The 23,540-nt window shown below is 65.4% G+C and carries 24 protein-coding genes and 2 tRNA genes; 12 read left to right on the forward strand and 14 right to left on the reverse strand.

The window, feature by feature from the left end; genetic code table 11:
- Positions 1 to 16 precede the first annotated feature (16 nt).
- Positions 17 to 1,021, forward strand: a complete 1,005-nt coding sequence (locus tag CH302_RS05430) for a YihY/virulence factor BrkB family protein (protein WP_170946046.1) — start codon at positions 17 to 19, stop codon at positions 1,019 to 1,021.
- Here CH302_RS05430 and CH302_RS05435 read toward each other — a convergent pair.
- Positions 979 to 2,565, reverse strand: coding sequence for a bifunctional 3'-5' exonuclease/DNA polymerase (locus CH302_RS05435; RefSeq protein ID WP_037189728.1), 1,587 nt, complete (start codon positions 2,563 to 2,565; stop codon positions 979 to 981). The genes CH302_RS05430 and CH302_RS05435 overlap by 43 nt on opposite strands.
- A gap of 244 nt (positions 2,566 to 2,809) precedes the next feature.
- Between CH302_RS05435 and CH302_RS05440 the strand changes: the two genes are divergently transcribed.
- Together CH302_RS05440 and CH302_RS05445 are read left to right on the forward strand one after the other, a co-directional pair.
- A tRNA-Gln gene (locus CH302_RS05440) sits at positions 2,810 to 2,881 on the forward strand.
- Positions 2,882 to 2,972: 91 nt separating this feature from the next.
- Positions 2,973 to 3,045: transfer RNA gene (locus tag CH302_RS05445), tRNA-Glu, on the forward strand.
- A 62-nt stretch (positions 3,046 to 3,107) separates the two neighbouring features.
- On the opposite strand, the gene CH302_RS29940 is transcribed toward CH302_RS05445, so the two are convergent.
- The gene (locus tag CH302_RS29940; RefSeq protein ID WP_170946045.1) at positions 3,108 to 3,275 is read right to left on the reverse strand and encodes a DUF5302 domain-containing protein; all 168 of its coding nucleotides are present in this window, start codon (positions 3,273 to 3,275) and stop codon (positions 3,108 to 3,110) included.
- A gap of 113 nt (positions 3,276 to 3,388) precedes the next feature.
- Positions 3,389 to 4,120 carry an IclR family transcriptional regulator gene (locus CH302_RS05450; RefSeq protein ID WP_037189727.1) on the reverse strand — a complete coding sequence of 244 codons (732 nt, stop codon included), beginning with the start codon at positions 4,118 to 4,120 and terminating at the stop codon, positions 3,389 to 3,391.
- A 149-nt stretch (positions 4,121 to 4,269) separates the two neighbouring features.
- Between CH302_RS05450 and leuC the strand changes: the two genes are divergently transcribed.
- From leuC to CH302_RS05465, 3 genes are all read left to right on the forward strand, one after another.
- On the forward strand, positions 4,270 to 5,694 hold the full coding sequence (leuC, locus tag CH302_RS05455) for a 3-isopropylmalate dehydratase large subunit (protein ID WP_037189725.1): 1,425 nt from the start codon (positions 4,270 to 4,272) through the stop codon (positions 5,692 to 5,694).
- Positions 5,695 to 5,739: 45 nt separating this feature from the next.
- Positions 5,740 to 6,357: a 3-isopropylmalate dehydratase small subunit gene (gene leuD, locus CH302_RS05460; RefSeq protein ID WP_037189724.1), complete on the forward strand. Its 618-nt coding sequence runs from the start codon at positions 5,740 to 5,742 to the stop codon at positions 6,355 to 6,357.
- Between the two features lie 149 nt (positions 6,358 to 6,506).
- On the forward strand, positions 6,507 to 7,196 hold the full coding sequence (locus CH302_RS05465) for an HU family DNA-binding protein (RefSeq protein ID WP_037189723.1): 690 nt from the start codon (positions 6,507 to 6,509) through the stop codon (positions 7,194 to 7,196).
- Between the two features lie 128 nt (positions 7,197 to 7,324).
- Here the strand turns inward: CH302_RS05465 and CH302_RS05470 are convergent, their stop codons facing one another.
- The 3 genes from CH302_RS05470 to cofC all read right to left on the reverse strand — a co-directional run bounded on the left by CH302_RS05470 (position 7,325) and on the right by cofC (position 11,333).
- The gene (locus CH302_RS05470; RefSeq protein ID WP_037189715.1) at positions 7,325 to 8,260 is read right to left on the reverse strand and encodes an NUDIX hydrolase; all 936 of its coding nucleotides are present in this window, start codon (positions 8,258 to 8,260) and stop codon (positions 7,325 to 7,327) included.
- On the reverse strand, positions 8,260 to 10,380 hold the full coding sequence (locus tag CH302_RS05475; RefSeq protein WP_230596244.1) for an RNA degradosome polyphosphate kinase: 2,121 nt from the start codon (positions 10,378 to 10,380) through the stop codon (positions 8,260 to 8,262). The genes CH302_RS05470 and CH302_RS05475 overlap by 1 nt, the downstream gene beginning before the upstream one ends.
- A 194-nt stretch (positions 10,381 to 10,574) precedes the next feature.
- Positions 10,575 to 11,333 carry a 2-phospho-L-lactate guanylyltransferase gene (gene cofC, locus CH302_RS05480; RefSeq protein WP_329955306.1) on the reverse strand — a complete coding sequence of 253 codons (759 nt, stop codon included), beginning with the start codon at positions 11,331 to 11,333 and terminating at the stop codon, positions 10,575 to 10,577.
- 102 nt (positions 11,334 to 11,435) lie between these two features.
- Here cofC and CH302_RS05485 point away from each other — a divergent pair, with 102 nt between their 5' ends.
- Positions 11,436 to 12,434 (forward strand): NAD(P)H-dependent glycerol-3-phosphate dehydrogenase, encoded by a 999-nt coding sequence (locus CH302_RS05485; RefSeq protein WP_037189714.1) that lies wholly within the window; start codon positions 11,436 to 11,438, stop codon positions 12,432 to 12,434.
- Between the two features lie 73 nt (positions 12,435 to 12,507).
- A complete protein-coding gene (locus CH302_RS05490) occupies positions 12,508 to 13,614 on the forward strand; it encodes a D-alanine--D-alanine ligase family protein (RefSeq protein ID WP_037189713.1) in 1,107 nt (368 codons plus the stop codon).
- Between the two features lie 18 nt (positions 13,615 to 13,632).
- Here the strand turns inward: CH302_RS05490 and CH302_RS05495 are convergent, their stop codons facing one another.
- Together CH302_RS05495 and CH302_RS05500 are read right to left on the reverse strand one after the other, a co-directional pair.
- Entirely contained in the window at positions 13,633 to 14,238 is a 606-nt protein-coding gene (locus CH302_RS05495; protein ID WP_037189712.1) for a DUF3515 domain-containing protein, read from the reverse strand.
- A gap of 3 nt (positions 14,239 to 14,241) precedes the next feature.
- A complete protein-coding gene (locus CH302_RS05500) occupies positions 14,242 to 14,490 on the reverse strand; it encodes an Lrp/AsnC ligand binding domain-containing protein (RefSeq protein ID WP_037189711.1) in 249 nt (82 codons plus the stop codon).
- Positions 14,491 to 14,735: 245 nt separating this feature from the next.
- Here CH302_RS05500 and CH302_RS05505 point away from each other — a divergent pair, with 245 nt between their 5' ends.
- From CH302_RS05505 to CH302_RS05515, 3 genes are read left to right on the forward strand one after another with little or no spacing between them, the layout of a single operon-like run.
- Positions 14,736 to 15,671 (forward strand): thiamine-phosphate kinase, encoded by a 936-nt coding sequence (locus CH302_RS05505; RefSeq protein WP_037189710.1) that lies wholly within the window; start codon positions 14,736 to 14,738, stop codon positions 15,669 to 15,671.
- Positions 15,672 to 15,709: 38 nt separating this feature from the next.
- Entirely contained in the window at positions 15,710 to 16,234 is a 525-nt protein-coding gene (locus CH302_RS05510; protein WP_032397774.1) for a gamma carbonic anhydrase family protein, read from the forward strand.
- Complete coding sequence (locus CH302_RS05515; RefSeq protein ID WP_037189709.1) at positions 16,231 to 16,923, forward strand: uracil-DNA glycosylase; 693 nt, start codon at positions 16,231 to 16,233, stop codon at positions 16,921 to 16,923. The genes CH302_RS05510 and CH302_RS05515 overlap by 4 nt, the downstream gene beginning before the upstream one ends.
- Positions 16,924 to 16,928: 5 nt before the next feature.
- On the opposite strand, the gene CH302_RS05520 is transcribed toward CH302_RS05515, so the two are convergent.
- The 6 genes from CH302_RS05520 to rpmB all read right to left on the reverse strand — a co-directional run bounded on the left by CH302_RS05520 (position 16,929) and on the right by rpmB (position 21,584).
- Positions 16,929 to 17,723, reverse strand: coding sequence for an enoyl-CoA hydratase/isomerase family protein (locus tag CH302_RS05520; protein ID WP_082323593.1), 795 nt, complete (start codon positions 17,721 to 17,723; stop codon positions 16,929 to 16,931).
- 83 nt (positions 17,724 to 17,806) lie between these two features.
- The gene (locus tag CH302_RS05525) at positions 17,807 to 19,201 is read right to left on the reverse strand and encodes a sensor histidine kinase (RefSeq protein WP_230596225.1); all 1,395 of its coding nucleotides are present in this window, start codon (positions 19,199 to 19,201) and stop codon (positions 17,807 to 17,809) included.
- On the reverse strand, positions 19,201 to 19,923 hold the full coding sequence (locus tag CH302_RS05530) for a response regulator transcription factor (RefSeq protein ID WP_037189703.1): 723 nt from the start codon (positions 19,921 to 19,923) through the stop codon (positions 19,201 to 19,203). Before CH302_RS05530 ends, CH302_RS05525 begins: the two co-directional genes overlap by 1 nt.
- 52 nt (positions 19,924 to 19,975) lie before the next feature.
- A complete protein-coding gene (locus tag CH302_RS05535; protein ID WP_037189700.1) occupies positions 19,976 to 20,620 on the reverse strand; it encodes a phosphatase PAP2 family protein in 645 nt (214 codons plus the stop codon).
- The gene (locus CH302_RS05540; RefSeq protein WP_037189699.1) at positions 20,617 to 21,189 is read right to left on the reverse strand and encodes a M15 family metallopeptidase; all 573 of its coding nucleotides are present in this window, start codon (positions 21,187 to 21,189) and stop codon (positions 20,617 to 20,619) included. Before CH302_RS05540 ends, CH302_RS05535 begins: the two co-directional genes overlap by 4 nt.
- Positions 21,190 to 21,392: 203 nt before the next feature.
- Positions 21,393 to 21,584, reverse strand: a complete 192-nt coding sequence (gene rpmB / locus CH302_RS05545) for a 50S ribosomal protein L28 (protein WP_008717389.1) — start codon at positions 21,582 to 21,584, stop codon at positions 21,393 to 21,395.
- Between the two features lie 276 nt (positions 21,585 to 21,860).
- On the opposite strand from rpmB, the gene CH302_RS05550 reads away from it, so the two are divergent.
- Entirely contained in the window at positions 21,861 to 23,534 is a 1,674-nt protein-coding gene (locus CH302_RS05550; protein ID WP_082323592.1) for a DAK2 domain-containing protein, read from the forward strand.
- The last annotated feature ends 6 nt before the right edge of the window (positions 23,535 to 23,540 follow it).

Here is a 23,540-nt window from a genome sequence, read left to right on the forward strand (position 1 = left end):
TCGGGGAGAGCCTCGAATGAGTGTGTCCGATCGACTGGATCGACTCCAGCGCAGGCGGCCGGTTCTCGGATATCCCATTGCGGTGGTGTACAAGTTCGTCGACGATCAGGGTGGCTACCTCGCTGCCCTGATCACCTACTACGCCTTCGTCTCGCTGTTTCCCGCACTGTTGCTGTTCTCGACGGTTCTGGGCATCGTGTTGGCCGGTAGTCCGGAACTGCAGCAACAGATCCTGAACTCGGCGCTCGGTCAGATCCCGGTGATCGGAGACGAACTGGGCCGGCCCGAACGCATCGGTGGAGGCACCGTCGGTCTGGTGGTGGGTGTCCTCGGCTCACTGTACGGCGGACTCGGGGTGGCGGTGGCGCTCCAGAACGCGATGAACACCGCGTGGACGGTGCCGAAGAACCTACGGCCCGATCCCATCCGCGCCCGGGTGCGCGGCCTGGGTCTGCTGAGCACGGTCGGTCTGGCCGTGCTGGCCATCACAGCACTCAATGTGCTCAGTGCCGCAGGATATTTCGGTCCGGAATCCGGCCTGGTGGTATTCGTGGTCGGCACGTTCTTCTACGTCGGCGTGTTCGTCGTCGCGTTCAGGCTCGCCACAGCGAGATCGGTGTCGATCCCACAGGTCCTTCCCGGGGCCATCGTGGCCGGTCTGATCTGGCAGCTGCTGCAGACGTTCGGCAGTGTGTACGTGAAGTACGTCGTCAGCAACGCGACCGTGACCAACGGTGTGTTCGCTGTCGTACTGGGACTGCTGGCGTTTCTGTACGTGACGTCGGTGTCGATCGTGATGTGCATCGAGATCAACGTGGTTCGCGTCGATCGGCTGTTTCCCCGAGCCCTGCTCGGCCCGTTCACCGACGACGTCGAACTGACCGAGGGCGACAAGCTCACCTACACCGGACAGGCCGAAGCGCAACGCAACAAGCCGTTCGAGGACATCGACGTGACGTTCGTGGACCCGCCGCGTGCTCAGTCCGAATCCGGCTCCGAACCGGCAGCCGAGGCACCGTAGAAGCGGTCGATTCTCGTCTCCATCGGAAACCGGACCGCCGTGTCGCCGAACATCAGCCGGGTTGCCGACAATGCCGACCCGGCAATCGCTTCGGCGGCACGATCCGACTCGGCGACTGGACAATGCACCACCACCTCGTCGTGCTGAAAGAACACCAGTTCGCTGTCGGTCCCGGAATTCCGGTCGCTCCTGCGGGCTCCGCTGCCGGCCAACCGACCACGCAGATCGGCCAGCAAGCACAGCGCCCACTCGGCGGCGGTGGCCTGCACGACGAAATTGCGAGTGAACCGGCCACGGGCATGGGCGTCACCGGCGGACCACCACTGCGCCGAGGGCGGTGGGCAGGCCCGTCCCAGCCACGAACGAACGACCTCGCCACGTTCTCCGGCGCGGGCGGCCTCCTCCACCAGTGCGACGGCACCGGGGAACTTGGCCCGTAGTCGCGTCAGCAGAGCGCGCGCCTCACCCGAGGTCGCGCCGTACAGCACCCCGAGAACGGCGACCTTCGCGTGGCCGCGATCGCCGTCGAACGATTCTGCCGCCACCGGTGCGTACAGATCTGCGGTGCCTGCCGCGGCGACCATGCGCGGATCGCCGGACATCGCAGCGAGGATGCGTGGTTCGAGCTGGCCGGCATCGGCAGCCACGAAGGTATAGCCGGGATCGGCTATCACGCTGGCGCGCAGGGGTTTCGGAATTTGAAGGCCGCCCCCACCGCGACTGGCCCACCGACCCGACACCACAGCGCCGGGAACGTAGACCGGCCGGAATCTGTCGTCGCGAACCCATGCGTCGAGCCACGCCCACCCGTTCGCGGCATGCAGCTTCGAGAGATCACGGTGGCGCAGCAGCAGCGGAACCGCCGGGTGGTCGATGTCGCGGATGACGTGCGCGCGAGTCGATGTCAGTTCGATACCGACGCGCGCGAACGCGGCCACCAACTCCGCGGGCGAGGCGGGATTGACGCGTCGGCCGAATACCGACGAGATCTGGTTCTCGAGTTCCACGAGGGCCGGGGGAGTGGATCCATCGAGCGGCCGGGTACCGAGCATCGTCTCGAGATGACGGCGATGCGCCGACGCCGAGAACGGCAACCCGTCGAAGGTCATCTCCGCTGCAGCCAGTCCTCCGGCCGACTCGGCCGCTGCCAGCAGGTGCAGTGCGCGATCGTCACCGATGTCGCGTAGCTGACGCCGATACTCGGTGAGTACCGCCACGGGATCGGAGTTCGGGTTCGCGTCGAACAGGCCCGGTCGCAGGTCGGCAGGAGCCGACGGGACGGTCGCCGAGCCGGCCCGCATCGACAGAATGGCACCGACCAGTGCGAGATCGTGACAGCGGCGTACGCGTATCCCTCCGTCGAGCAGTCGAGGGTAGATCCGGCTCGTGTCTTCCCACACCCACCTCGGTCGATCGTCGCGCTCGATCTCGGCTACGGCCGCGGCCGGATCCTCGACCACGATGGGATCACTGAGCGTCGAGCCGTCGTCGGCGAGGTACGTCAGCACGGCCTGCTCGCCCTGTGGAACGAGCAGAACCTTCATCGGACTCGGCCGGATCTGCGATCGGTCACGGAGAACAAGTCTGCTCCACGCGTCGGCCGAGGTGTGGAGGGGGCTCTTCGGTCCCCACGCGAGGGTGTCTCAGCGGCTCCCGACGCGTCCTTGGGGCGGTTTCGGTGGCTCTGAGCAGCCGATTTGGAGAATGGGTAGTCACCTTTGATAGTCTCTATCCCGGCTCGAAACGCAGTGCACATCGATGGTGATGAGCAATTCGATTCAAGTCCATTGGGGTATGGTGTAATTGGCAACACAGCGGTTTCTGGTACCGCCATTCTAGGTTCGAGTCCTGGTACCCCAGCGAGCAGGTGAAGGCGATTTTGTCGCCGAGGCCGAGGCAGTTAAGCTGGCTCAGCACGTACAAGCTCGAACACAATGCAGGTGAAGTTCCTGGCCCCGTCGTCTAGCGGCCTAGGACGCCGCCCTCTCAAGGCGGTAGCGCGGGTTCGAATCCCGTCGGGGCTACAACTGACAACACCCTCTCGATCCTCGGATCGGGAGGGTGTTGTCGTTTCGGTGCGGGCTTCTCAGACGCTCTTGCGGCGGAACATCTTCTGATGGTCGGCCGGACCGTGGGCGTTGTTGACCTTCGGTCCACCGTCCTTGTGTTCGACGGAATTGTGAGACTTGCTGTTCTTCTGTTCCAGAACCTCGCGGAACTTCTTCTTCAGTTCTTCACTGCCGGATTCGGGCATGGGATGACTCCTCGCAGTCGTCGACCGGCCGGGTAGGCCGTTCGAGACGAAGGTACCCCACTCTCGCAGCTCGATCAGCTCGTTTTCCTCGGGCCGACGGGGCCTGCATGCTTCTATCGGAGTCGCTTGTTCAGTGCGTCCGCGGCCGCCAGGAGATCCGCGGCCCAGCGCGCTCCTGGCTTGCGTCCGATTCGATCGATGGGTCCGGATACCGAGATCGCCGCCACCACAGTGTCGTTGCTGTCTCGAACCGGCGCTGCGACGCTCGCGACGCCCGGTTCACGCTCGCCGGCACTCTGTGCCCATCCGCGCCGCCGAACTTCGAGGAGAACACGCTCACCGAATTCTGCATCGGGCAGAACTGTTCGTTGAGTCTGCGAATCTGCCCATGCGAGAAGCACTTTGGCACCCGATCCGGCCGTCATCGGAAGGCGTGCGCCGACGAGCACGGTGTCGCGAAGTCCGGTCGGCGGCTCCATGGACGCCACGCACACCCGCACCGTCCCTTCCCGCCGATAGATCTGCACGCTCTCACCGGTGATTTCGCGCAGGCGTGGGAGTACCGAGGCGGCGGCATCGAGCAGGGCGTCCGATGCGCTCGCCGCAAGCTCTCCCAGCCCCGGCCCCGTCCGCCACAGGCCGTCGGCATCTCGTACGAGTAGTCGGTGGGTCTCCAGGCCCACCGCGAGCCGGTGAGCCGTGGCCCGGGGCAGGCTCGTTCGCGCGCACAGATCGTTGAGATTGCATGGCTTCTCGGCCACCGCGTGCAGCACGGTCATCGCCTTGTCGAGGACCCCGATACCGCTCGATTTGTCGACGAGGCCATTCGGGCTATGCTGTCTCATAGAACGATATTAGCCTCCCGAATGCTGAGATTGCACAACTACGAGATCTTCAGTGCGCGTCAGGGGCATGATGTCGAGACGATCACGCGAGGTGGACCAGCCCGTTCATCGGCGCGACGACGACAGGGAAGACGAGGTCCGCGACAGCGATGTCCGAAACACCGAAGACTTTGGCGGAGAAGGTATGGGACCAGCACGTGGTGGTCCGAGGCGGCGGAGAAGGCGGAGCGCGTGAGCCGGACCTGATCTACATCGATCTCCATCTGGTGCACGAGGTCACGAGCCCGCAGGCGTTCGACGGCCTTCGGCTGGCCGGCCGCGGACTCCGGCGTCCCGATCTCACGATCGCGACCGAGGACCACAACGTCCCGACGGCAGACATCTTCGCGCCCATCGCAGATCTGGTCTCGCGCACACAGGTCGACACTCTTCGACGCAACTGCGAGGAATTCGGCGTTCGGCTCTACCCGATGGGCGATCTCGATCAGGGCATCGTGCACATCATCGGGCCACAGTTGGGTCTGACCCAGCCCGGCATGACCGTGGTGTGCGGAGACAGCCACACCTCGACGCACGGTGCCTTCGGCTCGATCGCGATGGGCATCGGTACCAGCGAGGTCGAGCACGTCATGGCCACGCAGACCTTGTCGCTGCGTCCCTTCAAGACGATGGCGATCAACGTCGACGGTGAGCTCGCCCCCGGTGTGACGAGCAAGGACCTGATCCTTGCTGTCATTGCACAGATCGGCACCGGAGGCGGCCAGGGCTACGTCCTCGAGTACCGCGGTGAGGCCATTCGCAAGCTGTCGATGGAGGCGCGAATGACCATCTGCAACATGTCGATCGAGGCCGGTGCGCGGGCAGGCATGATTGCTCCCGACGAGATCACCTACGAATACCTGAAGGGGCGTCCGCACGCTCCCAGCGGTGCCGACTGGGACGCGGCGGTGGCGGCGTGGGACGAACTGGCGACCGATCCGGATGCGGTGTTCGACAACGAGGTCCACATCGATGCCGATACGTTGACGCCGTTCGTCACGTGGGGAACGAATCCGGGTCAGGGTGCGCCACTGGGCGATACGGTGCCCGATCCCGAGGCGATGGTCGACGAGAGCGAGCGGGCCGCCGCGCAGAAGGCTTTGCAGTACATGGGCCTGGAAGCAGGCACACCCATCCGCGAGATCGCCGTCGACACCGTGTTCGTGGGCTCGTGCACCAACGGTCGAATCGAGGATCTGCGGGCCGTCGCGTCCGTTCTCGAAGGGCACCGGGTTGCCGACGGAGTGCGAATGCTGGTGGTACCCGGGTCCATGCGGGTGCGGGCGCAGGCCGAAGAAGAGGGCCTCGGTGAGATATTCACGGCCGCAGGAGCGGAGTGGCGTCAGGCCGGCTGCTCGATGTGCCTGGGAATGAATCCGGATCAATTGGCGGCGGGCGAGCGATCGGCGTCGACATCCAACAGGAATTTCGAGGGTAGGCAGGGTAAGGGTGGTCGCACCCATCTCGTGTCACCGTTGGTTGCGGCGGCAACTGCAATCCGCGGAACCCTGTCCTCTCCGGCCGATCTCGCGTAACGCGCGTCTTCGCTCGGATCGATCGAACGCATAGGAGCACATTCGATGGAAGCTTTCACTCGACACACAGGTATCGGAGTTCCGCTTCGGCGGTCCAACGTCGACACCGACCAGATAATCCCCGCGGTCTACCTCAAGCGCGTCACGCGTACCGGATTCGAGGACGGGTTGTTCGCGGCCTGGCGCTCGGACCCGAACTTCATCTTGAACCTCGAGCCCTACGACCGAGGCTCGGTGCTCGTTGCCGGGCCCGATTTCGGTACGGGATCGTCACGCGAACATGCCGTCTGGGCACTCTCGGACTTCGGATTTCGGGTTGTGATCGCTTCCCGTTTCGCCGATATCTTTCGCGGAAACTCGGGCAAAGCCGGGCTGCTGGCCGCCGAAGTCGATCAGTCGGACGTCGAATTGCTGTGGAAAGCCTTAGAAGAACAGCCCGGTCTGGAAATAATTGTCGACCTCGTCGACAAGACCGTAACGGCTGGAACATTGGTGGTGCGCTTCGCGATTGACGACTACACGCGGTGGCGTCTGCTGGAGGGTCTGGACGACATCGGATTGACATTACGCCAGGTAGAGGCCATTACGGAGTACGAAAAGTCAAGGCCTTCATACAAACCCCTGACCCTCCCGGCGCGGATCGAGACACCCGCCGAAAGCTGACCGGGCACCGGTCCGACACGCTTTGCGGCCGTGAATCATTGCGCGACACCAGAATGAAAATTGGCGTGGCGCATAGACTCTTGACGACTTGGGGTTTACCGTTGTAGTAGTCGGTCCGACGATGGACCACCATATAGCGGAGGAAATCCATGAACAAGGCAGAGCTGATTGACGCCCTGACCGAGAAGTTGGGGTCTGATAGGCGGAGCGCCACAGAGGCTGTCGAGAACATCGTCGACACCATCGTGCGCGCAGTACACCGCGGCGAGAGTGTCACGATCACGGGCTTCGGCGTGTTCGAGCAGCGTCGTCGCGCAGCGCGCGTCGCCCGTAACCCCCGCACCGGTGAGACCGTTCGCGTGAAGCCGACCAACGTTCCGGCATTCCGTCCGGGTGCACAGTTCAAGGCCGTCATCGCGGGCGGACAGAAGTTGCCCGCCACCGGTCCTGCCGTCAAGCGCGGTTCGGCTGCGGCTCCGGCCAAGAAGACTGCGGCTGCGAAGAAGACGGCTGCGAAGAAGGCGGCCGTGAAGACGACCGCCCGCAAGGCAACCACTGCTGCCGCCAAGAAGGCAGCACCGGCGAAGACCACGGCTCGCAAGGCTGCGGCTCCCGCGAAGACCGCTGCGAAGAAGGCAGCTCCGGCGAAGACCACCGCACGCAAGACCGTTGCGAAGAAGGCTCCGGCCAAGACGACCGCGCGCAAGGCGGCAACGACTGCTGCTCCCGCCAAGAAGGCTCCGGCGAAGACAGCGGCCAAGAAGACCGTAGCGAAGAAGGCTCCGGCCAAGAAGGCTCCGGCGAAGAAGGCTCCCGCGAAGCGCGCAGCAAAGAAGTAGAGCCCGCAGGTCTCACTCGTGAGGCGCAGCCGCTGATGCGGCTGCGTGAGTGTGGCAGCGTGGACAAGGCAGAAGGCCCCCGACTCGAAGAGCGAGTCGGGGGCCTTCCGTCGTTCGTGTTGCGTTGCTCAGCCGTCGGCGGCGAGGGTGGGCAATGGACTGGCGATGTGGTCGGCAGCGATGAGCCTGCCGTCGCGGCGCGAGAGGACCCAAATGCTGCCCTTGCGATTTCTGTTGGCAGGCAACGTTATTCCGTCCTTCTCGGCCCACCATCGCATCAGGTCGGGGATCACCTTTCCCTGGCTGCAGATCACGGGGGTGCCGGGTAGTTCGGCGATGTCGCGAGCGCGGTGGCGCCCCTTACGTGGGTCGTCGGCGTACCCCTCCTCGGACAGGAGGTGCTCGGGAGTGATGTCCACCCCCAACGATTCCGCGATCGGAGCGACTGTCTGGACGCATCGAGCGCGGTCGGCGGCGTACACGGAATCACCGCCGAAGGCCCGAAGCAACGAGACCAAGGATTCGGCCTGACGTCGTCCGGTTCTGTCGAGTGGACGGTCGACGTCGTTGCCCTTGAACCGTGAGCGTGACCCGGCGCTGCCGTGCCGAACCAGCAACACCGTGGAGGTGTCGGCAGGCTTGGCCACGAACCGGCGAAGGATCTTGTGGTCCATGGGATACGAGAGCTCGCGGCCGACGTCCTCCGGAGTCACCCAGCGCAGTTCGTCCACCTCGACATTGGGAACGAACTCGCCCCCGGTGACCTCGGCCGCCCAGTACAGCACCTTCTTGACCCGGCGGTGCCCCGGGATCGGATAGGTGACGTAGGACAGCGACCGTCCGAGTCGCGAGTCGAATCCGGTCTCCTCCTTGACCTCTCGGACCGCGGCGTCGACAGCTGTCTCACCGGGATCGAGCTTTCCCTTGGGGAACGACCAGTCGTCGTACTTGGGCCTGTGCACCAAGGCGACCTCGACGCCGGGGTCGCCGCTCGGTGAACGTCGCCACAGGATCGAGCCCGCCGCGAAGATGTTGGCGCGGGGAGAGCCGTCGGAAGTGCCCATCAGGACGCCTGATTCCTCCGACTGCGCATCAGGTCCACCTGATGCTCACGAACTTTCTCACCTCGAGCCGGTGACGCGACCCAGCCGCCGTCCGGTCCCAGCTCCCAGCATCGAGTGGTGGGGTCGAGGGCAGAATCGAAGATGTCGCTCAGCTGGTTCGCCAGTCGCGGATCCTTGACCTGAGCCATCACCTCGACTCGGCGATCGAGGTTGCGGTGCATCATGTCTGCGCTGCCGATCCAGAACTCGTCCGCACCCTGGAAGTGCAGAACTCGCGAGTGTTCGAGGAATCGGCCGAGGATGGAACGAACTTCGATGTTCTCCGACAGGCCGGGAACTCCTGGCTTGAGTGCACAGATTCCGCGCACCACCACCTTCACCGGAACTCCTGCCATCGATGCTCGGTAGAGCGCGTCGATGACCTGCTCGTCGACCAAGGCGTTGGCCTTGAGACGAATTCCGGCCGCGCGGCCTTCCTTGAGGTGTTCGACCTCCGCCTCGATGCGCTCGACGATGCCGCGCCGCACCCCGTACGGTGCGACGAGCAGGTTGCGGTACTTGGACTTTCGCGAATATCCGGTCAGTGAGTTGAACAGATCGGTGAGGTCGGCCCCGATTTCGGGCGACGACGTCAACAAGCCCACGTCCTCGTAGATTCGCGCTGTCTTGGGGTTGTAGTTGCCGGTACCGATGTGGCAGTAGCGGCGAATGACGGATCCTTCTCGGCGCACGACCAGGCAGGTCTTGCAGTGCGTCTTGAGGCCGACGAGGCCGTACACCACGTGGACGCCCGCCTTTTCGAGCTTGCGTGCCCACTCGATGTTGGCCTGTTCGTCGAAACGCGCCTTGATCTCGACCAGTGCAACGACCTGCTTGCCCGCTCCGGCGGCGTCGACGAGCGCGTTGACGATCGGGGAATCGCCCGAGGTCCGATAGAGCGTCTGCTTGATGGCGAGCACCTGCGGATCGGCCGCCGCCTGTTCGATGAAGCGTTGAACGCTGGTGGAGAACGAATCGTAGGGATGATGTACCAGCACGTCGCCGTCGCGCAGGGTGGAGAAGACGCTCTTGGGGGTCTCGCGCTCACCGAATGCCGGGTGGGTGGCCGGGACGAAGGGGGCATCCTTGAGGTTGGGGCGGTCGACGCTGTAGACCTGCCACAGGCACGACAGGTCGAGCAGTCCGGGGACCTGAATGACGTCGCCCGGATCGACATCGAGTTCGCGAAGCAGCAATTCGAGCATGTGCTCGGTCATGTCGTCGGCGATCTCGAGGCGGACCGGCGAGCCGAAGCGCCTGCGCGCGAGCTCACGCTCCAGTGCCTGCAGGAGGTCCTCGTCTCGGTCTTCCTCGACCTCGAAATCGGCGTTGCGCGTGATGCGGAACGCGTGAGACTCGACGACCTCCATCCCGGGGAAGAGGACGTCGAGGTGAGCCGAGATCAATTCCTCCATCGAGAGGAAGGCATCGATGCGGTGATTGCCGTCGCCGCGCTTGACCCGTACGAAGCGATCCACATTGTCGGGAACCTTCACGCGGGCGAAGTGCTCACCGGTCGTCGAGTAATCCTTCACTGTCACAGCGAGATTCAAGCTCAGGCCGCTGATGTACGGGAAGGGGTGGGCCGGGTCGACGGCCAGCGGCGTGAGAACCGGAAAGACCTGCTCGGTGAAATACTCCGACAGCCGCGTGCGCTCGTCGCTGTCCAGGTCGGACCACCGGATGATCGCGATGCCCTCGGCGGTGAGCTCGGGCAGGATCGAATCGAGCAGCACACGCGCATGTTTGAGCGCGAGCTCCTGGGTGCGTTGCCCGATCACGGCGAGCTGCTCGCGCGGAGTCATACCGTCGGCGGAGCGAACCGACAGACCGGTTTCGTCACGACGCTTGAGGCCGGCAACTCGAACCATGTAGAACTCGTCGAGGTTGGATGCGTAGATGGCGAGGAACTTCGCCCGTTCGAGCAAGGGGAGCGACGAGTCCTCCGCCAGCGCGAGAACTCGCGAGTTGAAGTCGAGCCAGCTCAATTCCCGGTTGAGATAGCGATTTTCGGGGAGCACGGTGGCAGCGTCCACGGATTCCGGCGTGGCAGCCGGTAGAGCAGAGGGAATGCTCGGCATCGTCGCCGCGATCGGAGCGCTCCATGCCGGCTCCGCACCGGTGGCCTTTCCGGTCTCGATCGGCGGATCCTGGTTCGCGGGCTGCACGTCGTCTTTGCTCACCGCACGATCATCCCCCATACCCGGCGTGGGTGAAACTCCGATGGCCGAACTCACCGCCGGTGTTCACTCGACTGCCGCGGCGGTCCGCACGCTCACGCAGTCGTCGCAGATGCTTCGTCACTCCAGCCGAGCGAGTGGAGGACGGCCGCCGTCGCCGGTCCGACCCCCAGACGGTGCGCTCTACGGACGTCGTCGGCGGTGTCCACGTCCAGTCGAAGACCCGGCCACGTGCCGTCGAGTTCCCGTGCGCCCGACTCGGTGTGGCGGTGTGCGGAGTCTCTGCCGAACAGTGGAGCCAGCTCGTCGGGGGAGTCCTTGAGGATCAGGGCAGCGGTCCCCGTGCCGTGATGATCGACCACGAGTGATCTGCCTCCCCGGCGGGCACCGGTGTAGGCCTGGGCGAGTTCCACCGAACGCATCGCCGGAAGGTCTGCTTGCAACGCGATGATGTCGACTCGGTCTGCGGCAACGGTCGAGCCCCCACGACCGTCCGCGCCGACGTGACCGTGTCGCAGTACGTGCGCCGCGGCGGAGAACGCGTGATTGAGGCGTTCGTCCGGTGGCAGCGCAGGATCGCGGACCGGTTCGTCGAACACCCGTGCACCGATTCTGCGGGCGGTCTCCGCGACGAGAGGATCAGGGGTGACCACCGTGACCGAATCGACCACCGACACCGCGTCTGCGGCCGCCACGGTGTCGCTGAGCATGGCGAGCACCAATCGTGTCCGGTCGGGTGGCGAGAACTCCGCCGCCAGGCGCGACTTCGCCGCGGTGAGATCCTTCACCGCGATGAGAACCCTGACGACGCGGTCGCCGTCTCGTGATGCACCCATGGTGCTCGATCCTGCCAGCGTCACGGATCTGTGCCGACTCCGACCGCCCGAGCAGGTCTGCGAGTTAGGGTGATGCGCGCGTGGACAGGGCATCGGCGAAGTAGGCGAGGGGTTGGCGGAATGAGCAGAGCAGCGGTACTGGGGTCGGGTTCGTGGGGGACCGCATTCGCCAAGGTGTTGGCCGATGCGGGAACGGACGTCACCATGTGGGCCCGGCGCGAGGAACTCGCTGCATCCATCACCGACGACCACGAGAACAAGGATTATCTGTCGGGAATCGAGCTGCCGTCGTCGATTCGCGCGACGAGTGATCCTGTCCGTGCACTCGACGGAGCCGACATCGTGGTGTTGGCCGTGCCGTCGCAGAGTCTGCGGGCCAATCTGGGGGCGTGGACCGATTCGATTCCGCCGCACGCGACCCTGCTCTCCCTGGCGAAGGGAATCGAGACCGGAACGCTCATGCGGATGAGCCAGGTGATCTCTCAGGTCACCGGTGCGGACCCCAGCCGGGTCGCGTGCCTGTCCGGGCCGAATCTTGCGCGCCCCATAGCCGAGGGACAGCCCGCCGCGACCGTCATCGCGTGCTCCGACTCCCAGCGTGCCCTCGAGATTCAGAAGTCCTGCGCCACCGGTTATTTCAGGCCGTACACCAACAGTGATGTCATCGGTGCCGAGATCGGTGGTGCCTGCAAGAACGTCATCGCCCTCGCCTGCGGGATGGCCGCAGGCGTCGGATACGGCGAGAACACCCTCGCGTCGATCATGACCAGGGGTCTGGCCGAGATCATCCGTCTCGGAGTAGCGCTCGGTGCCAAACCGTCGACGCTGTCGGGCCTGGCAGGCGTGGGAGATCTGGTCGCCACTTGCTCGTCACCTCTCTCGCGCAATCGCACGTTCGGAGAACGCCTGGGTTCGGGTGGCTCCCTCGAGAGTGCGCAGGAAGCGGCGCACGGGCAGGTTGCCGAGGGCGTCAAGTCCTGTACCTCGGTCCGGGCGCTCGCCGAGAGTTACGACGTCGAGATGCCGCTGACCGACGCGGTCCATCGGGTGTGTCACGGCGGCATGTCCGTTCCGGATGCAGTCGGGCACCTGCTGGGACGTCGCATCAAGCCCGAGTGAGGCAGTGATCGGGGTCTCGCGACGAACAGGGCGAATCCGCGTTCGATGAGCCGCGGCGGTACGGTTTCTCATCGTGAGTACTCCCCGCATCAAAGTTGCCGTCGTCTTCGGTGGACGCAGCAGCGAGCACGCTGTGTCCTGTGTATCGGCAGGTAGCGTGCTGCAGAACCTCGATCCGGCCAAGTACGAGGTGGTTCCCGTGGGAATCACCGCGGACGGTGCCTGGGTACTCGGTTCCTCCGACATCGACGCGCTGACGATTCACGACCGGGTGCTTCCGACCGTGGACAAGACCGGCGCATCGCTTGCTCTCAGCACGGACCCGGGTCACGCCGGCGCTCTGCTCGCCCTCGGCGAAGGGGAAGGCGGGACAGTGCTCGCATCCGTCGACGTCGTGTTCCCGGTTCTGCACGGACCGTACGGCGAGGACGGCACCCTGCAGGGTCTGCTCGAATTGGCAGGCGTTCCGTACGTCGGGCCGGGTGTGCTGGCCAGTGCTGCGGGGATGGACAAGGAATTCACCAAGAAGCTGCTCGGAGCCGAGGGCCTGCCGATCGGTCGCCAGGTGGTACTCCGGCGCGCGGTCGACGACCTGACGGCTGCCGAGCGTGACCGGATCGGCCTGCCCGCATTCGTCAAACCGGCCCGAGGCGGGTCGTCCATCGGAATCTCGCGCATCACCGCGTGGGACCAACTCCCCACCGCGATCGCCGTCGCACGCGAACACGACCCCAAGGTGATCGTCGAGGGCATGATCCACGGCCGCGAGGTCGAGTGCGGGGTATTGGAATTTCCCGACGGCACCGTGCGCGCGAGCGCCGTCGCCGAGATCCGAATTCCCGACGCGGACATCGACGATCACGCTTTCTACGACTTCGACACCAAGTACCTCGACGATGTCAGTGAGTTCGACATCCCGGCTGCCCTCGACGACGCCACGAGCGACCGCATTCGTGAACTCGCCGTCGCTGCCTTCCGTGCGTTGGACTGCCAGGGCCTGGCGCGGGTGGATTTCTTCGTCACCGAGAACGGTCCGGTCATCAACGAGATCAACACGATGCCCGGGTTCACCTCGATCTCGATGTACCCCAAGATGTGGGCGGAATCCGGCGTCGACTACCCGACGCTCATCGCCACCCTGATCGACACCGCTCTCGCCCGCGGTATCGGTCTGCGTTAGAGCTGTTGCGGCCCAGCGCTACTGCAGCGGAGCCGGGTCGAGAGGTTGCTGGGGCAGCGCGCCGGACACGGCCGAGGACGCGTCCTGCAACGGGGTGGGGCCCGAGTCGCCCGGAATCGTCAGGGCCACGTACACACCGCGATCGACGACGAACCATGTGCTGGCGTCGATCCCGTCGTCTTCCCCGGACACCTCGAACCACTGAACGTCGTCGATCACCTGCAGCGGTGCAGCCACATCGAACCCGATCGGCCGCGGCAGGCCGCAGCGCAACACGACCGGCTCGGCGTTCTCCTCGGCCGAGACCCATGCGCGGACTCCGACCGGTGCCGGATCGGCCAACTCGGCTCTCGTGTAGTCGCCGAGGTTGTCGGGCAGGGCGTCGAGGAGCGATGTGCACTGCGCACTCGCGGCATCGGGGGAGTCGACCGGGCCCAGAGCGACCGGATCGTGGACGGGCGAGCGGTTGACCGCAATGGCGGCAACCAGAACTCCGACGACCAGCGCGACCGGAAGTGCGATCGCGGTGGCGATGACCGCAGGATGGCGCTGCTCGCGAGAGCCGTCGGTCTCGGCGGGGCTGTCTTCGGTGCCGGCGTCGTTGCCGGTGTCGGGTGAATTCACGAGCTATCCGACGGACGTCGTCGACTGCGGGGCCACAGGGCAGGTGAGGGTGCGAGTGATGGCATCGACCTTCTGGATGCGGGAGACGATCTCGGCGATCTCGGCGTCGGAGGCACCGTCGGCGCGGGCGATCACGTCGTAGGGCCCGACCACTGCCTCCGCCGACACGACACCGTCGACGGCCTCGATCTGCTGTGCGACGGCCGTCGCTCGGCCGACCTCGGTCTGAACGAGAACGAATGCTTGCACCATCGGTGGTCCCTTTCCCCTGCCGGACTTCTCGACTGTAGGTTGAGTCGACTACGTTCTCTTCGCACGTAACCTGCTGCATCGGTACTGTCCCGACCGCCGCTAAAAGGTACCGCAGGCGCGGCGCGCGCTCCGCGTGAGACCGTCGCGCACGTACCGCGTTCTCAGGGAGGAACATCATCGACGACTCCGTCACCGACTCGGCCACCGGCAGCGAGCGCACCGTCGCGCAGGTCGGCGAATTCGACGTGATCGCCCGTGCGATCGCAGACCGTGTGCAGCCACCGTCGACCATCGTCGGTCCGGGCGACGACGCAGCCGTTGTCGCTGCGTCCGACGGTCGGATCGCGGCGTCCACCGATATGTTGGTGCACGGCAGGCACTTTCGACTCGACTGGTCGAGTCCGCTACAGATCGGCCGTAAGGCGATCGCGCAGAACGGCGCGGACATCGCCGCAATGGGTGCGCAGTGCTCGGGCTTTCTCGTCTCTCTCGGATGTCCGGCCGACACGCCGGTGAGCGTGACCGACGGTCTCAACGAGGGCATGTGGCTCGAGGCAGTTGCTGCGGGGTCGGCCGTTGTCGGTGGCGATGTGGTGCAATCGCCGGAGCTGGTGATCTCGATCACCGCGCTCGGCGATCTTCAGGGCCGGGCCCCGGTTCTTCGATCGGGGGCGCGTGCCGGCAACGTGATCGCGTACGCGGGGCGGCTCGGCTGGTCGGCGGCCGGACTGGCCCTACTGCTCGGTGACAGGGACACAACCGGCCACGACGCCGTGGTGGACGCGCACCGGGTGCCCGTCCCTCCGTATCGCGCCGGGATCGACGCCGCAGAGGCGGGTGCGACCTCGCTCACCGACGTCTCCGACGGGTTGTTGGCCGATCTCGGCCACATCGCCGACGCGTCGGGCGTTCTCCTGGACCTCGATCCGGACCTGCTGGAGATCCCCGTCGAACTGCGGTCGGCAGCAACGCTGGTGGGGCACGATCCGCTGGAGTGGGTACTCACCGGAGGCGAGGATCACGCGCTCGTCGGCACCTTCCCCGATGCCGCAGGCGTTCCTCGGGGATGGACGGTGATCGGCCGTGTCCAGCACGGCGGTGATGGACAGAGCCCGCGAGTGACGGTCGGTGGACGCGTTCACGAGGGTAGATCGGGATGGTCGAGTTTCGAGGGCGAGTGAACACGGGTCGGGTCCAACGAGTCGGCTAAGTTGCAGAGATGGCTATCTATGCACTCGGTGATCGTGAACCCGACATCCACCCCGACGCCTACGTTCATCCCGACGCCGTCGTCATCGGAGCGGTGACCCTGGCTGCCGGATCGTCGGTGTGGCCCACTGCGGTTCTGCGGGCCGACTACGGCACGATCTCGATCGGCGAGGGCACCAACGTGCAGGACGGAACCGTGGTGCACTGCACCCCGATCGACGCAACGGTCATCGGATCCGGATGCGTACTGGGCCACAACGCGCACGTCGAGGGTGCGACCATCGGGGACAACTGCCTCATCGCGTCGGGCTCGGTGGTGCTGAACGGTTCGAAGATCGGTGCCGGTTCGATCGTCGGTGCTGGCGCGGTTGTGCCGTTCAAGTTCGTCGTTCCCGAACGTTCCATGGCGCTCGGTGTGCCCGCGAAGATCCGCGAGGGCTACCAGGTTCCCGACGGCCACGTCGACATCAACGTGCAGATGTACTCGGCCAACGCCGCGTACTACCGCGACGCGCTGCGCCGGATCGATCGGTGACGCCCAAGCCGCTCGCCGATGCCGTCGAATCGGGATGGGCACGGGCCCTCGCGCCGGTCGAGTCGAATGTCGCTGCGATGGGCGACTTCCTGCGGGTCGAGCTCGCCGCAGGACGGCACTATCTGCCCGCGGGAGAGAACGTACTGCGGGCGTTTCGCTACCCCTTCGACGAGGTTCGAGTCCTCATCGTCGGCCAGGATCCGTACCCGACGCCGGGACACGCAGTGGGGCTGAGCTTCTCGGTTGCACCGGACGTGCGACCCGTCCCGCGGAGTCTGAACAACATCTTCAAGGAGTACTCGGACGACCTGGGTTTGCCCACGCCCAGCAGCGGTGATCTCACGCCCTGGTGCGACCGCGGCGTGATGCTGCTCAACAGGGTGCTGACCGTCGAGCCGGGTCAGGCGGCGTCGCACCGAAAGAAGGGGTGGGAAGCGGTGACGGAGCAGGCTATTCGGGCACTGGTCGCCCGAGCGGAGACACCCGACGCGCCCGGACTTGTCGCCGTTCTGTGGGGACGCGACGCGGCAACCCTGAAGCCGATGCTCGGATCCGTGCCCTGCATCGAATCCGCTCATCCATCACCGCTGTCCGCCTCGCGCGGGTTCTTCGGATCCAAGCCCTTCACTCGTGTCAACGAGTTGTTGGTCGAGGGCGGAGACGAACCGATCGACTGGACCCTGCCCTGACCGGTTCAGGAGAAGTCGGGACGACGCTTCTCGACGAACGCGTCGACCCCTTCACGTCCGGCAGGTGACGACGCAGCTGCTGATATCGAGGCGGCTTCGGCGTCCAACTGCTCTGTCAGAGTTGTCGATTCGGAGGTTCCGAGCAGTTTCTTGATTCCCTGGTACGCCGATGTCGGTCCGTTGGCGAGGGTTCGAGCCAGACGCTCGGCCTCGCTGTCCACGATGTCGTCGCCCACCAGCCGGCTGAGGATCCCGAGCCGAACGGCGTCCTCTCCGTTGATGATCGCGTCGTTGAGCAGGATGTCCATCGCGCGGCCCGAACCGACGATTCGGGGCAGTGTCCAGGACATTCCACCGTCCGGAGTGAATCCGATCGAGGGGTACGCGGGGCGCAGCTTGGTCGACGGTCCGCCGATGGCGACGTCGGTCAGACAGACCAGGCTCATGCCTGCACCGGCGGCCCAGCCGTGCACACCGGCGACGATCGGGACGCTGACTGTGGCGAGTTCGCGAACGAAGGCATGAAACGTGTCGGCGACGGAACCGACGAAGGCACTGCGATCGGCCGCGCCGGCGAAATCGCGCACGTTGCCGCCGGCGCAGAAGTTGGGTCCCCGTCCGATGAGCAGGACGCTTCCGATCGCGGTGCTGCCGGCATTGACGGAGCGTAGAGCCGAGGTGCCTGCGTCGATTCCCTCGAGGTCGAGGGAGGCACCACCGGCATCGGTGGCGACGACGATGCGCAGTACACCGTCCTCGATGCTGACCTTGCTGGAAATGTCTGCGTCCGAATAAGTCACGTTCGGGACTCTAACCGACGTTTCTGTTCCGCCGTGGGGCCGCCGTGCTCGGGCACGGATGCGGGAGTCAACTGTCGGCGCCGCTACCGGGGTCGGAGACGGGGCAGCCGGACGCTGAAGACCGTGGTCGAATCCACTCGGTCGACAGTGATGGTGCCGCCGTGCAGGCGTACGTTCTCGGCGGCGAGGGACAGTCCGAGTCCGCTGCCTTCGCTGCGTCCGCGAGCGGTGTCCACCTTGTAGAACCGTCGGAAGATCGCGTGGTTGTCCTCCGGCGATATCCCTGGCCCGTGGTCCACCACTGTCACGTCCACCCACTCGGGACGAGCGCTCATCTCCACGCGTACCGGGGGCTCTCCGTGACGAAGTGCATTACCCACCAGGTTGGCGACCACCACGTCGATGCGTCGGGGATCCACGGTCGCGTCGATACTGTTTGGCCCTCGCAGTTCGACGCTCTCTGCCCATCCGCGGCGGGTCAGTGAGTGTCGGACCAGCTCGACGAGGTCGACGTCGTCGAGAACGAGGCGCGCCTGTTGTGCGTCGTGACGAGACATCTCGATGAGATCCTCGACGAGTCGAGTGAGCTTCCCGATCTCACCGCTGACTATCCGGGCGGCTGCTCCCGCATCGGGCGAGAGTTGGGGGATCTCCTCTCGGAGTATCTCTCCGACCGGAACGAGTGCTGCCAGTGGAGTTCTCAGCTCGTGGGAGACATCGGCGACGAACCTACGCGCCTGCTCTTCCGACTCCTCCAACCCGCGAATGACCGTCTCGTTTCTGGCGATCATGGTGTTGAAGGTCGTCGTCAGCTCGGCGAGTTCGGTCACGCCCTCCTCGGAGAGTCGAACACTCAGATCACCGTCGGCGGCGCGGGCAGCGGCCCGATCGAGGCGTCGCAGTGGACGCACCAGGGTCGAGGCGATCCACATTCCGAGCAGCCCACTGACCAGTACTCCGCCCGCCAGGGTGAGGGCCACGGCGCGCAGAAGATCGTCGAACTTGTCCTGCACGCCCTCGAGCGGCCGAATGGCGACGGCCGTGACCAGGGTTTCGTCGCCGTTCGGATCGGTCGCCTCGAAGACACGGACCGACATGGCCATCATCATCCGTTCGGAGTCGAGTCGCACGAAACGGATGATTCCGCGGCTGCCCACCCCGGCCAGAAAGTCGGGGGAGAGCGTGGCCGGGTCGACTGATCCCCGTTGTATTTCGTCGTCGCCGACGAGCAACGTCATGTCGGACGGAAAGAACTGTTTCAGTTCGGATGAATTCGCTCGGGTCACCTGGGCCCCGTCGGCATCCTGGAGTTCGTCGCGGAACTGCGCAGTCGCCACGTCCTGCGCGTTGGAGTAGATCCACGATCGCGCCATGAACGACACCACACCGGCCGTTGCACCGGCGATGATCACGACGATGGTGATGAACACCAGGACCAGTCGAGTACGTAGGCCGTCGACTCGCAGCCGGGACGGCATCAACGAGCCGGGCCGGGATCGAATCGATATCCGAACCCACGCACCGTTTCGATGGTGGCCGGTGCAGCGGGATCGTCCTCGATTTTTCCGCGTAGTCTCTGGATCGCAGCATCGACGATTCGGGAGTCGCCGAGGTAGTCCTGATCCCATGCTGCAGACAACAATTGGCCTCGGCTGAGCACGTGACCCACGTTCTCGGTCAGGGCGAGCAGGAGCCGAAGCTCGGTCGGCGTCAGCGTCAGCAGAGTTCCGCCCTTCCTCACCTGTAGTGACGAACGGTCGACGGTCAGATCGCCGTACTGCTCGACGATCGCCGTCGCCGTCGCCGTTGCCGTTGCCGTTGCCGTTGCCGCGGGTGTCGTGTCGGTCGATCGTCTGACCACAGCCTTGATGCGCGCGTCCAGGACCCGTGGGCTCGTGGGTTTGACGACGTAGTCGTCCGCACCGGCTTCCAGACCCGCGACGGTGTCGATGTCATCGGAGCGGGCTGTGAGGATGATGATCGGGACCGAACTCTGCGCGCGGATTCGTCGGCAGATCTCGAAGCCGTCGGCTCCGGGGAGTCCGAGGTCGAGCAGGACGATCTCGGCGGAGGTGAGCGCGTTGTCGAGATCACCGTTGCCGTCGGGGCGATGGTCGACTCGGTGACCGAGTCGGTTGAGCCCCAACGTCATTGCTTCGGCGACAGCTGGATCGTCCTCTACGAAGAGAATGTTCACCATGTCGAGGACCTTGTGTAGTAGGGGCAATCGCGATCGGCCAAGGGTACAGGGCTCACACCTGCGCGAGACGTTCGTTGCCGGGGTCGGCCAGCGTCGAATGTCGGGGCGAGGAGATCCTGATCGGAAATGCGGAGACCGCCAGGGCGTAGCACCCGACGAGCAGCAGCGCGCCGAGCGCGTCACTGGGGCGGTGCCATTTCAGGACGACGACCGACACAGCAGTTCCGACGATGAGTAGTGCACCGTTGATCGCGACGACGATTCGCCAGCGGCGAGCAGTTGCGAGGTATACCGCACAGACGACAGCGGTGACGCAGGTGAGGGTGCCGCTGGGAAAGGAATTGTGCTGGACGAGTCCGTCCAGGTTCGGTCGATCGAGCGAGTACTTGAGAATCCAGGCCGTCGCAATCGGTCCGAGCGTCATGATTCCCGCTCGCAGCGCAAGGGCAATCCTGTTGCCGCGCCACGCGATCAGGCATACGACGAGAACCGCTCCTGCGGCCGAGACCGGTGCGACGAGTTCGACGAATTCGGCGCAGATCTCGGCGAGGTCACCGGACAGTGATTCGGCGCTCACCATCAGTCCTTGATCCACCGTTTGGCCTGTGGTCGTCAACACGCACAGGCAGTAGACGAGGACTCCCAGGTTCAGCAGTGCCAGTGCGGCGACCAGTCGCCTCGGTTCGACCCGTGTCATCGTCGGCCCTCCGATCGTTCTTCGGATGGGTCGTCGAGTGGGGCCGGGCAGGTGCCGCCGGCAGTGGTCGCCATCTCGAAGTGCCACATTTCGTTGGCGTAGGTCTGGCACAGGCCGTAGTCGCTGCCGTGCTGGATCATCCAGTCGGCGGCGTCCGTCGGTCCGACATCCACCGCCCGTCCGGTGACGTGCTTGGAATTGTTGGGGGTCTGCACCCAGCGTCTGGCTTCGTCGGTGCTGCCGTAGCGGGTCACGGCCTCGTCGAACAAGCGTTGCTGGTACGACGCGGAACGCCATCCGGAGGTGACGTACACATCCACCCCGGACGATGTCGCATCCGCAGCAGCGGACTGCAGTGCCATCAGCAGAACGGGGTCGAGACGGGCCAGTGCGGGAAGATCGGTGTTGTCGAGGCCTATCCGGTCGTCTATCTCACCGCCGGCCGGCCCCGAGTCGGGCTGACTGGCCAGGTAGTGCGCGGCCGTCGGCGTATCGGGCTCTGCGTTCGAGCATGCCGTGAGCGTCAGCGCTGCGAGCGCCGTGACGAGGAGTGTGCGTGTTGTCGCCATGCGTTCGAGACTGCTCGGCCGGTGTCACCGGCCGGTGCCCGTGATTCGCCGTATTCGTCACGGTCCCGACCGGTTGTGTAACAGTACGGAACGGAACCGAAACGGAAGCTCACACGACTGTGCCCCGCCTCCGAGATCGGGGGCGGGGCACAGTGCTCGCACGCAGTCGAGGCCGTGGAGGAAATCGAAGAGCGAGGCCGAAATCAGCCCCGGACCACCTTGCCTGCCTTCAAGCAGGAGGTGCACACGTTCATGCGCTTGGAGTTACCAGGCGCAACCTGAGCGTGAACGGTCTGGATATTCGGGTTCCAACGACGGTTGGTCCGTCGGTGCGAGTGCGAGACCGACTTACCGAAGCCGGGCCCCTTGGCGCATACGTCGCAGACGGCAGCCATAGTCGCGAACTCCTTGATAGATGTTGATCGATACATGTGGTCGAAGACATCGAAACGAACTACGAGCAGATGCAAGGATTGCAATGCGTGAAGATCGCCTCGAGGCAACCCTGCAAGAATAGCGGCGTCGCACGCAATCACCAAACCGCCACGGCAGACGCTGCGTGAGGGCTCACGGAAGGCGCGCCACCGATCATGCCCGACTAAGCTTCGGGCACTGTCCGCGAGGGAGTTCGGACGAGGTGGCGTGTGTGACGCGGGGGGAGGCTGCTCGAGGTGGTCGACGTTCTCGAATCGATCGATGCCGCAGCTCTGCGACGGTGGGCCTACCGCTGCGTCGATTCCCTGACCGCGCGGTGCGACGAGATCGATGCACTCAACGTGTTCCCCATCCCCGACTCGGATACCGGCACCAATCTCATGTTCACCTTCCGTGCCGCGGTGGAGTCGATGCGTGCAGCCGGGCCCACGGCGGACGCCCGCGCGATCGGGCGGGCACTGGCCGTGGGGGCGGTCGCTGGTGCGCGGGGCAACTCGGGAGTGATCGTGTCCCAACTCTTGCGCGCTGTCGCCGAGGCCTCGGCCGACGGCCCGTTGGACACGGTGTCGGTCCAGGCCATGTTGCGACGCGCGAAAGTCCTGGTTGCGGGAGCGGTCAGCGTTCCCGTCGAGGGCACGATGCTCACCGTTCTGGCCGCCGCCGATCGCGAGGCCTCCGCCCACGATGCCAATGTCGGCCTCGCCACTCTGGTGGTCGACATCGCCGAGGCCACCGCTCGTGCGGTCGACAGCACGACGGACCAACTCGCCGAACTCCGGGAGGCGGGGGTCGTGGACGCAGGCGCTCTCGGTCTCTCGGTGATCATCGATGCGCTCGTGGAGGTGGTGATCGGCCGCACTCCACCGCGCCGGCGATACCGTCGCCCACACGAGCACGAACGCCGGACGGTGGGCGATACGTCGAACGTCTCGTCGGACTGCGACGGTGCACCCGAGCCGGGGTACGCAACGGGTCGCCCTCTCGGGTACGAGGTGGTCTACGTCGTGCACGGCCAGAACGATGCGGGGGCGGCGGAGCTTCGCCGGGCCCTGGCCGACATCGGTGATTCGGTCGTGGTCGCCGGTGACGGTTCCGGGGCCTGGTCCGCGCACGTACACACCGCCGACCCCGGTGGTGCCGTCGAACTCGGAATCGCTGCCGGAGATGTTCGCGGAGTGCGGATCTCGTGTTTCGGATTCGCCGAGCCGGCCGGAGCGGTGAGCCCCGAAGCGCACGACGGAGCAGAGTTGTCGGTCGGTCGCGATATTTTGGCGCTGGTGGCCGGTGACGGTGCCGCGGATCTCTACGTTCAGGAAGGCGCGACGGTGGTGCGGTGCGACGAGGCGATCGAGTCCTCGGTGCTGCATCGAGCGATCGTCGGGATGAAGCATCGCGAGGTGTTGGTGTTGTCGAACGGCGCGTTGTCCGCGCAGGAACTCGTAGCCGTCGGCGCAGCTGCCCGAGCCGACGGCAAAGACGTCGTGATGTTGCCGTGCTCGGCGATGGTGCAGGGGTTGGCCGCACTCGCGGTGCACGATGCCGCCAGGGCTGCGGTCGACGACGCGTTCACGATGTCCGAGGCGGCGGCGGGCACGAGGTGGGGTTCACTGCGTATCGCCCAGGAGCGATCCCTGACGTGGGTCGGCACGTGCGAGCCGGGAGACTGCATCGGGCTCGCAGGGCAGGAGGTGGTGATCGTCGCCGCTCGTCCGCTCGATGCGGGGTGCCGGCTGCTCGATCAGCTCCTGGCCACGGGCGGGGAGATGGTGACAGTGCTCGTCGGGGCCCAGGCCTCGGAGGACTTCGGTGATCGGCTGGCCGAGTACGTGGCCGGCGCACATCCCGGAGTCGACGTGGTGGTCTATACAGGTGGGCAGCCGGGGGATCTCGTGCAATTCGGAGTGGAATAGGGAATC

The sequence above is a fragment of the Rhodococcus sp. 15-2388-1-1a genome (genome assembly GCF_002259145.1).
Classification (GTDB): Bacteria; Actinomycetota; Actinomycetes; order Mycobacteriales; family Mycobacteriaceae; genus Rhodococcoides.